This window comes from Kitasatospora sp. HUAS MG31 (assembly GCF_040571325.1).
Classification (GTDB): Bacteria; Actinomycetota; Actinomycetes; order Streptomycetales; family Streptomycetaceae; genus Kitasatospora; species Kitasatospora camelliae.
This window is the reverse complement of record NZ_CP159872.1, coordinates 1754542-1763785: the sequence shown is the minus strand read 5'-3', so window position 1 is coordinate 1763785 and position 9244 is coordinate 1754542. Positions and strand designations below refer to the sequence as shown.

Genomic DNA, 9244 nt, shown 5'->3' with positions numbered 1-9244 from the left:
ACCCGGACGGCGGGCGGCCGGCCGCGTGTGCACCCGGCGGGCGGGGACCGGCGACCTACGGTGGGCGGATGCGACTCGTTCCCTGGTGGGCCGTGGTCTCGGCCGTCTGCGCGCCGCTGCTGCTGGTCGGCGGCTGGGCGGTCGCCGGCCTGCTGCACGGACCCGGCTACGACCCGGTCACCGAGACGATCAGCCTGCTGGCTCGCCGGGGAGCCCCCGACCGCTGGGTGATGGGCGCCGCACTGATGGCCCTCGGCGTCTGCGACATCGTCACCGCCCTCGGCCTGCGCCCCGCCTTCCTGCTCGGCCGGATCGTCCTGGCGGCCGGCGGCGTCACCTCCGTGCTGGTCTCGCTCTCCCCGGTGCCGCACCAGGGAGCGTCGCACCTCCACGGCATGACGGTGGTCGTCGGGTTCTCGCTGCTCGCCCTCTGGCCCTGCCTGGCCGCCGTCCGGCGCCGCTCCCCGCCCTGGGCCCTGCGGCCCGGGCCCGCCGCGCTGGCCACCGCGTCCATGCTGCTCGGCGCCGCCTGGTTCATGCTCGAACTCCGCCACCACGGCGCGGCCGGCGCCGTCGAACGCCTGGTGACGGCGGCCCAGGCGGCCTGGCCGCTGGTGGTGGTCCTCTCCTGCCTCCGCCACGCCGCCACCGGATCCGCCCGCGCCCGCCCCGCCGAGGCCGACGGCCGCACCTCACGCTGACGTGCGGGCGGCGCCGGTACGCCCCCTCAGGCCGGGTCGGGGCGGCCGCCGAAGCGGGTGGTCCAGGACTCCAGGTCCTCGTCGGTGATCTTGGCGAACAGCACCGGCGGCACGGTGAACGCGGTGCCCGCCGGGACCAGGTCCAGCGCCCGGGCCTCCTCGGCGGTCACCCAGGTCCGGCGGTCGTCGGCCAGCGCGAAGGACCGGCGCACGGTCTCGGCCGCGGTCGGGACGAACGGCTCCGAAACCACCGCGTACAGGTGGATCAGGTTCATCGCCGTGCGCAGGGTGAGCGCCGCGGCCTCCGGGTCGGTCCGCACCTGCAGCCAGGGCGCCTTCTCGTCCAGGTACGCGTTGCCCGCGCTCCACAGCGCCCGCAGACTCCGCGCCGCCTTGCGGAAGTTCAGCGCCTCCAGGTTCGCCTCGTACTCGGCGAGCAGGCCGGCGACCTGGTCGCCCAGGCGCTGCTCCGCCCCACCCGCCGCCGCCCCGGCCGGCACCTCGCCGCCGAACCGCTTGCGGCTGAAGGAGAGCACCCGGTGGACGAAGTTGCCGAGGGTGTCGGCCAGGTCCTTGTTGACCACCGAGGCGAACAGGTCCCAGGTGAAGCTGGAGTCGTCCGACTCGGGGGCGTGCGCCATCAGGAAGTAGCGCCAGTAGTCGGCGGGCAGCAGCTCCAGGGCGACGTCGGTGAAGATGCCGCGCTTCTGGCTGGTGGAGAACTTCCCGCCGTAGTACGTCAGCCAGTTGAACGCCTTGACGTAATCGACCTTCTTCCACGGGCGGCGCGAGCCGAGGATCGTGGCGGGGAACATCACGGTGTGGAACGGGACGTTGTCCTTGGCCATGAACTGCGTGTACCGGACGGTCTCGTCGGCCTCGTACCACCAGGACCGCCAGTCCCGGCCCCCGTCCGCGCCGGCCGCGTCCGCCCACTCCTTGGTGGCGCCGATGTACTCGATCGGGGCGTCGAACCAGACGTAGAACACCTTGCCCTCGGCGGCCAGTTCGGGCCACACGTCGGCCGGCACCGGGACGCCCCACTCCAGGTCACGGGTGATCGCACGGTCCTGCAGGCCCTCGGTCAGCCACTTCCGGGCGATCGAGGAGGCGAGGACGGGCCAGTCGTCGGCGTTCTCCGAGATCCAGGACTCCACCTCCTCGGTCAGCCGCGACTGGAGGAGGAACAGGTGCGTGGTCTCCCGGACCTCCAGGTCCGCGCTGCCGCTGATCGCCGAGCGCGGCTCCAGCAGGTCGGTCGGGTCCAGCACCCGGGTGCAGTTCTCGCACTGGTCGCCGCGGGCCCCGTCGTAGCCGCAGTGCGGGCAGGTGCCGACGATGTAACGGTCCGGCAGGAACCGGCCGTCGGCGCGGGAGTACACCTGCCGGATCGCGCGTTCCTCGATGAAGCCGTTGGCGTGCAGCTCGCGGGCGATCTCCTGGGTGATCTCCCGGTTCTGCACCGAGGAACTGCGCCCGAAATGGTCGAAGGACAGCCGGAAGCCCTCGTACACCGCCCGCTGCCGCCCGTGCGCCCGCGCGCAGAACTCCGCGACCGGCAGCCCGGCCTCCTGCGCGGCCAGCTCGGCGGGCGTGCCGTGCTCGTCGGTGGCACAGATGTACAGCACCTCGTGGCCGCGCTGGCGCAGGTAGCGGGCGTAGACGTCCGCCGGGAGCATCGAGCCGACCAGGTTGCCCAGGTGCTTGATCCCGTTGATGTACGGAAGCGCGCTGGTGATCAACTGTCGAGTCATCCCGGGATGCTCCCCATGTCTCCGGCGGACACCACGGCGATGCCCACGGGCAGGTGCCGGACCGGCCTGCCCGGCCCGCACCACGGCGGACCCCACCACAGACCACCCGCCATCGTACCGACACCACCCCGCACCGCCGGGGACGACGCGGGACCGCGGGACGACGAAAAGCGGGCCGTGACCGTGTCACGACCCGCTGGGTGTCCTGCTGGTGTCCGAGGGGGGACTTGAACCCCCACGCCCGATAAAGGGCACTAGCACCTCAAGCTAGCGCGTCTGCCATTCCGCCACCCGGACCGGGTGTGTTGCCCTGGGGTTTTCTTTCCGTCCGCCCCTGGCGACAGAGAGAACATTACCAGGCCCGCGGAGTGCTTCTCACCTGCGTTTTCTGCCGTCGAGCGGCCGGTGGGCGGCAGGGTGGGGTAGAGGGGGACGGATCGGGACAGAGCGGGCGGGCGGCGGGAGGCGCAGGCGGGGTGCGGCCGGCGCGGGGGACGGGGGCCGCGGGCGCCGTCGAGAGCCGGGCGGTCCGGCGGGCGGCGCCCCGGACGGCCCCGAGCGCGCGCCCGGAGCGCGGCCGATCCCCGACGAGCCGTCGGAAGAATGACCGAATGATGCTCCCGTACGGCAGAAGAGGTGCTGCAATGGGACGGAATCAGAGGTGAACCGGCCGTGAGCGCTCGCGATCGGTCGGAACAGTTCACCCGCCGCCTAGTTCCAGTCCGGACTGCGGTGGTCGAGGGGTGCTCTCCTAGCCTCTGTGGACCAAGGGAGCCTTGAGCGGAATGCCCGATTCCCGAGAGGTCGCCGGTTGCGCGTGCTGCGGTCGGCGGCAGTGCCTCCCGTCACCGTGGTGAAGGGCGGCGTGCAGTGGAACTGAGCAGCGAGGCGGCCGGGTCCGCCGTGGGGCGGCACGGACCGGTCATCCCGGGCCCGGGAGTGTGGCGGATCTCGGCCGTGGCGCACGAGTCCTCGGTCCCGCAGACCCGGCACGCGGTGCGCGACCGGCTGCTGGCGCAGGGGATGACCGGCGAGCGGTACCAGGAGCTGATCGACGACCTGCTGCTGATCGTCTCGGAACTGGTCGGCAACGCGGTCACGCACGCCGCGGTCCTCTCGCCGCAGGTCACCACCGAGCTGGCGATCGACCGGGAGGCGGTGCGGATCTCGGTGGCGGACGGCCACCCGTACCGCCCGAAGGCGCAGCAGAGCGACCTCGGGCAGCTCAGCGGGCGGGGGCTGCTGCTGGTGAAGAGCATCACCCTGCAGGCCGGCGGGACCTGCGACGTGGAGCGGACCGAGGACGGCGGCAAGGTGATCTGGGCGTCGCTGCCGCTGCCGCTGCCCGCGCCGCAGCCGGGGGAGGTGCCCCGGGCGCGGGTCGAGCGGCAGGAGGAGAGACGGGCCGCCGAGCCCGTGCGGCAGCCGTCCGTCCGGCCCTCGGCGCTGGCGCGGTCGCTCCGCGAGGACGAGACCGGGGCGCAGGAACCGGGGCCGGCGCGGCCGGGGCGGATGAGCGACCGCACCGGGTGAGGCGATGGCTCCCCGGGGGCGCCCCCCGCGCCCCTGAGGCCGCTGCCCCCTGAGGCCCTCGCGCCCCCGAGGCCGCTGCGGCGGCCTACCAGTCGCGGCCGGCGATCTCGCGGATCCCCGGCAGCGCCGCGTCGAAGACGGTCTGGAACCAGACCGAGAACGGCCGCTCCGCCTGGAGCTCCCGCAGCTCCTGGGCGGTGACGAAGCGGGTGTCCTCCACCTCCTCCGGGTCGGGCCGCAGGTCCGCGGTGACCAGGCCGACGAAGAGGTGGTTCCACTCGCGCTCGATCAGGCCGGAGGCCTCGTCGGGCAGGTCGTAGCGGACGGTGCCGGCCTCGCAGAGCAGGGCGGGGGCGGCCCCGAGCTCCTCCGAGGTGCGGCGAGCGGCGGCGACGAAGGGCTGCTCGCCGGGGTAGGGGTGGCCGCAGCAGGTGTTCGACCAGACGCCGGGGGAGTGGTACTTGCCGAGCGCGCGGCGCTGCAGCAGCAGCCGGCCGTGCTGGTCGAACAGGAAGACCGAGAAGGCGCGGTGCAGGCGGCCGGGCTGCTGGTGGGCCCAGAGCTTCTCGGCGGTGCCGATGGTCGCGCCCTCGTCGTCGACGAGTTCCAGCAGGATCTCCGAGGCCGTCGGGGAGATCGAGGACCCGGCGGCGGGGGTCGTCGGCATCGCCGTCCCGGGTGCGTCGGTCTGGCTGGTGGCTGGGCTCATGGGAGAGGGCCCCTTCATCGGAAACGGGGACCGAGCCGTCGCCCGGGCGTGCGGGCCCGGGTTCCGCCCACCCGGTCCAGCGGTCGGCTGCGCGTCGCCGGAGCCCCCTCGACCGTGGTCGCGGCCGGCGGCCGTCCGCGGGTCGCGCGCTCGGCCGTCCGTGGATCACCGGGGGTGCACCAGTGGCGTCGGGGCCCCAGTCTGCCCCATGCCTCACTGTGCGTGCCGGTCCGACGCACTCCTGGGCGGCACAGGTAGGGGGGACCAGACGAATTGTTCGACCCCTGATCGGTCGGTGTCGATCTCTGATCACACGAACGTTCACCGAGGCTCCACAGGACTCCACAGGGCTCTCGCGCGGTGTGCGAGCGGCCGGGGATCGGCGGCTTGTCCGGGAGGGCGCCGTCCGGAATGATGATCCGCACGGCCCGGAGGGCCGCACGCTGCGGATACGCGCGGATGCGCGCTGCCCGGCGGCCGTGTCGAGGGCCGATTTCCCGTCGGGTAGCCTCAACCGGTGCGCCAGGGCCCCCCGCGGCGCCCCCAACCACCCGGAGACGCCAGTCCCTCCGCACATCGGTGTGGCCGGACCGCACACCACCCGAGGGAGTGAGTTCCGCTGTCCACAGTGATCGTGACCGGTTTTGAGCTGCCCGCATCCGGCGCCGCGCTGCCGACGGATCCGCAGCGACAGGGTGCCGCGGCCGGCCCCGCCGCCGGCGCCGGGACCGACCAGGGCACCACCGCGACAGCGACCACCGTCACGCCCACCCTCCCGGGACAGCGCCGCCCCCAGGAGGACACCGGCCGGCCCGCCGCCCCCGCCGCGATACCCGCCCCGGCCGCGCCCGCGCCGAACGCCGTCCTCGCCGAGGACCTCCACGCCATCGGCTTCCGGCACGTGCTGCGCGCCGCCGACGCCGCCGAACTGCTCGCCCTGCTCGAGTCCGCCGACCCGGCCGAGCGCCTCGCCGTGGTCGACGCCGGCTTCGTCGGCCACCGGCACGCGCTGCGGCTGGCCCTCACCGACCCCCGCTTCCCGGCCGCCGCCGCCCCCGGCGCGGTGGTCGCCGCCGGCCCGCAGGCCCGCGCCGCGCTGCTGGACCAGGCCCGCCGGCTGAGCGCCATGCCGCACGGCCCCGCCAACCCGTACGACGAGGCGGTCCGCCCGTACGCCGAGGCCACCCTGCCCGACGCGCTGGCCGCCGGGCTCGCCGAGCGCGGGGTGCCGGTGCAGCGCCCGGAGCTGGGCACCCTGGTCGCCGCCGTCCCCGCCACCGCCGAGGAGCTGGCCGCCGCCCGCGCCGGCCTCGCCGAGGTGGACGAGGAGGCGGTCCGGCTGCGCCGCGCCGTGAAGGCCCGGGACGGCTTCTTCACCACCTTCTTCGTCAGCCCCTACTCCCGCTACATCGCCCGCTGGTGCGCGCGGCGCGGGCTGACCCCGAACCAGGTCACCACCGGCTCGCTGCTGACCGCCCTGGCCGCGGCCGGCTGCGCGGCCACCGGCACCCGGCCCGGCTTCGTCACCGCCGGCGTGCTGCTGCTGGTCTCCTTCGTGCTGGACTGCACCGACGGCCAGCTGGCCCGCTACTCGCTGCAGTACTCCACCGTCGGCGCCTGGCTGGACGCCACCTTCGACCGGGCCAAGGAGTACTCCTTCTACGCGGGCCTGGCGATCGGCGCCGCCCGGACCGGCGACCACGTCTGGGCCCTGGCGCTCGCCGCCATGGTGCTGATGACCTTCCGGCACAGCGTGGACTTCGCCTTCATGGCCGCCGACCAGGAGACCTCCCGGAACCCGGCCACCCCCGGCGCCGCCAAGGCCGCCACCGGCAACACCAGCCCCACCGCCCAGCTCTCCAACCGCCTGGACCAGGTCGGCTGGACGGTCTGGGCCAGGCGGATCATCGTGCTGCCGATCGGCGAGCGCTGGGCCCTGATAGCCCTGCTCACCGCGCTCACCACCCCCCGCACCACGCTCACCGTGCTGCTCGTCGGCTGCGCCCTCGCCTGCTGCTACACCACCGCCGGGCGGGTGCTGCGCTCGGTGACCCGCCGCCGCCCGCGCACCGAGCAGGCCGCCCGCGAGGTCGCGGTCCTCGCCGACGGCGGCCCGCTGGCCGAACTCCTCGCCCCGGTGCTCCGCCCGGTGGCCCGCCGGCTGCCCGCGCTCGCCCCGCCGGTCCTCGCCGCCCTGGCCGCCGCCGCCCTGCCCGCCGCCGTGTACCTGGCCGCCGGCACCTGGCAGGCCGTCGCCGCGGCCGCCGGCTACGTGCTGATCAGCGCGCTGGTGCTGGCCCGCCGGCTGACCGGGAAGCTGGACTGGCTGGTCCCGGCGTTCTTCCGGGCCGGCGAGTACCTCACCGTGCTGGCCCTGGCGCTGCGCCTGGACATCGCGGCCCTCCCCGCCGCTTTCGGGCTGGTCGCCGCCGTCGCCTACCATCACTACGACACGGTGTACCGCCTGCGCGGCGGCACCGGTGCGCCGTCCGGCTGGCTGGTGCGGGCGGTCGGCGGTCAGGAGGGCCGGGCGCTGCTCGTCACCCTGGCCGCGGCGCTCGCGTACGGCGGCAGCCCGCTCGGGCCGGTCGGACACCAGACGCCGGGATCGGCCGCCCTGCAGGGGGTGCTGGTGGCCCTGGCCGCGGTGCTCGCGCTGGTCGTGGTCGCCGAGAGCATCCACTTCTGGGTGTTCGGCGACGCCACAGCAGAACACGATGAATCAGGAGACACCGCATGATCGGCCTCGTTCTGGCCGCCGGCGCCGGCCGGCGGCTCCGCCCGTACACCGACACCCTGCCGAAGGCGCTGGTGCCGGTCGACGGTGAGCGGACGGTGCTCGACCTCACGCTCGGCAACTTCGCCGAGGTGGGCCTGCGCGAGGCCGCCGTGGTGGTGGGCTACCGCAAGGAGGCGGTGTACGACCGCAAGGACGCCCTGGAGAAGAAGTACGGCGTCAAGCTCACCCTGGTCGAGAACGACAAGGCCGAGGAGTGGAACAACGCCTACTCCCTGTGGTGCGCCCGCGAGCTGTTCGGTGAGGGCCTGCTGCTGGCCAACGGCGACACCGTCCACCCGGCCTCGGTGCAGCGCACCATGCTGGAGGGCAACGAGCGCCTGGTCGCCGCCGGTGCGGCCCCGGGCATCCTGCTCGCGCTGGACACCGTGAAGAAGCTGGCCGACGAGGAGATGAAGGTCGTCGTCGACCCGGCCCTGGGCATGCGGCGGATCACCAAGCTGATGGACCCGGCCGAGGCGACCGGCGAGTACATCGGCGTCACCGTGATCAACCCGTCCGCCGGTGAGCAGCTGGCCGACGCGCTGAAGGCGACCTTCGAGCGCGACCCGCAGCTGTACTACGAGGACGGCTACCAGGAGATGGTCAACCGGGGCCTGCGGATCGACGTGCAGCCGATCGGCGAGGTCTCCTGGGTCGAGGTCGACAACCACGACGACCTCGCGAAGGCCCGGGAGATCGCGTGCCGCTACTGACCCGCCTGGTCCCGTCGCCGGTCTTCGTGGAGATCCGCCCGGGTGCGCTGGACGCGCTCGGGGGGATCCTCGCGGACCAGCGGCTGTCCGCCTCCGGGCGGATCGCGGTGGCGATCAGCGGCGGCTCCGGCACGGTGCTGCGCGGGCGGCTGGAGTCCTCGCTGCCCGGCGCCGACTGGTACGAGGTCGCCGACGGCAGCCTGGACGCCGCGGTGAAGCTGGCCGAGGCGATGCGCGGCGGCCACTACGACGCGATCGTCGGCCTCGGCGGCGGCAAGATCATCGACGCGGCCAAGTACGCCGCCGCCCGGGTCGGCCTGCCGCTGGTCGCGGTGGCCACCAACCTGGCGCACGACGGCATCTGCTCGCCGGTCTCCACCCTGGACAACGACGCGGGCCGCGGCTCGTACGGCGTGCCCAGCCCGATCGGCATCGTGGTCGACCTCGACGTGATCGCCAAGGCCCCGCAGCGGGTCGTGGCGGCCGGCATCGGCGACGTGGTCTCCAACATCTCCGCCTGCGCGGACTGGGAGCTCTCGCACGCCGTGACGGGCGAGCCGGTGGACGGCCTGGCCGTCGCGATGGCCCGCTCGGCGGGGGAGAACCTGCTCCGGCACCCGGGCTCCCTGGAGGACCGGGACCTGCTGACCTCGCTCGCCGAGGCGCTGGTACTGTCCGGCATCGCGATGAACATCGCGGGCAGCACCCGGCCCTCGTCGGGCGCCTGCCACGAGATCTCGCACGCGCTGGACGTGCTGTACCCCAAGCGGTCCGCCCAGCACGGCGAGCAGGTCGGTCTGGGCGCGGCGTTCGCCAGCTTCCTCCGGGGCGAGCGCGAGCTGGCCGGGCAGATCGCGGACCGGCTGCGGTTCCACGGCCTGCCGGTCACGGCCGACCGGATCGGCTTCACCGAGGCGGAGTTCACCGACGCGGTGCACTACGCCCCGAACACCCGGCCGGGTCGCTTCACCATCCTCGAACACCTCGACCTCTCCCCCTCAGACATCAGGGACGCGTACGCCGACTATGTCCAAGCAGTCAACAGCTGAACGACC

General features: G+C 74.1%; 7 protein-coding genes and 1 tRNA gene. 5 read left to right on the top strand and 3 right to left on the bottom strand.

Annotated features, from left to right (window positions below; translation table 11 throughout):
* The first annotated feature begins 68 nt into the window (after positions 1-68).
* Positions 69-701 (top strand): DUF998 domain-containing protein, encoded by a 633-nt coding sequence (locus ABWK59_RS08270; RefSeq protein WP_354639191.1) that lies wholly within the window; start codon positions 69-71, stop codon positions 699-701.
* Between the two features lie 26 nt (positions 702-727).
* On the opposite strand, the gene metG is transcribed toward ABWK59_RS08270, so the two are convergent.
* Positions 728-2455, bottom strand: coding sequence for a methionine--tRNA ligase (gene metG, locus ABWK59_RS08265; RefSeq protein WP_354639189.1), 1728 nt, complete (start codon positions 2453-2455; stop codon positions 728-730).
* Positions 2456-2664: 209 nt separating this feature from the next.
* Positions 2665-2752: transfer RNA gene (locus tag ABWK59_RS08260), tRNA-Leu, on the bottom strand.
* Positions 2753-3325: 573 nt separating this feature from the next.
* Between ABWK59_RS08260 and ABWK59_RS08255 the strand changes: the two genes are divergently transcribed.
* The gene (locus tag ABWK59_RS08255) at positions 3326-3988 is read left to right on the top strand and encodes an ATP-binding protein (protein WP_354639187.1); all 663 of its coding nucleotides are present in this window, start codon (positions 3326-3328) and stop codon (positions 3986-3988) included.
* Positions 3989-4073: 85 nt separating this feature from the next.
* On the opposite strand, the gene idi is transcribed toward ABWK59_RS08255, so the two are convergent.
* On the bottom strand, positions 4074-4655 hold the full coding sequence (gene idi, locus ABWK59_RS08250) for an isopentenyl-diphosphate Delta-isomerase (protein ID WP_354644869.1): 582 nt from the start codon (positions 4653-4655) through the stop codon (positions 4074-4076).
* A 943-nt stretch (positions 4656-5598) separates the two neighbouring features.
* On the opposite strand from idi, the gene ABWK59_RS08245 reads away from it, so the two are divergent.
* From ABWK59_RS08245 to ABWK59_RS08235, 3 genes are read left to right on the top strand one after another with little or no spacing between them, the layout of a single operon-like run.
* A complete protein-coding gene (locus tag ABWK59_RS08245) occupies positions 5599-7437 on the top strand; it encodes a DUF5941 domain-containing protein (RefSeq protein ID WP_354644868.1) in 1839 nt (612 codons plus the stop codon).
* Positions 7434-8189: a phosphocholine cytidylyltransferase family protein gene (locus ABWK59_RS08240; RefSeq protein ID WP_354639185.1), complete on the top strand. Its 756-nt coding sequence runs from the start codon at positions 7434-7436 to the stop codon at positions 8187-8189. Before ABWK59_RS08245 ends, ABWK59_RS08240 begins: the two co-directional genes overlap by 4 nt.
* On the top strand, positions 8177-9238 hold the full coding sequence (locus tag ABWK59_RS08235) for an iron-containing alcohol dehydrogenase family protein (protein ID WP_354639184.1): 1062 nt from the start codon (positions 8177-8179) through the stop codon (positions 9236-9238). Before ABWK59_RS08240 ends, ABWK59_RS08235 begins: the two co-directional genes overlap by 13 nt.
* Positions 9239-9244: the final 6 nt, after the last annotated feature.

Excerpts from the sequence above, each read along its gene's own strand:
- ABWK59_RS08270 (WP_354639191.1), top strand. The coding sequence starts at position 69 with ATGCGACTCGTTCCCTGGTGGGCCGTGGTCTCGGCCGTCTGCGCGCCG.
- idi (WP_354644869.1), bottom strand. The coding sequence starts at position 4,655 with ATGCCGACGACCCCCGCCGCCGGGTCCTCGATCTCCCCGACGGCCTCG.
- ABWK59_RS08240 (WP_354639185.1), top strand. The coding sequence starts at position 7,434 with ATGATCGGCCTCGTTCTGGCCGCCGGCGCCGGCCGGCGGCTCCGCCCG.
- metG (WP_354639189.1), bottom strand. The coding sequence starts at position 2,455 with ATGACTCGACAGTTGATCACCAGCGCGCTTCCGTACATCAACGGGATC.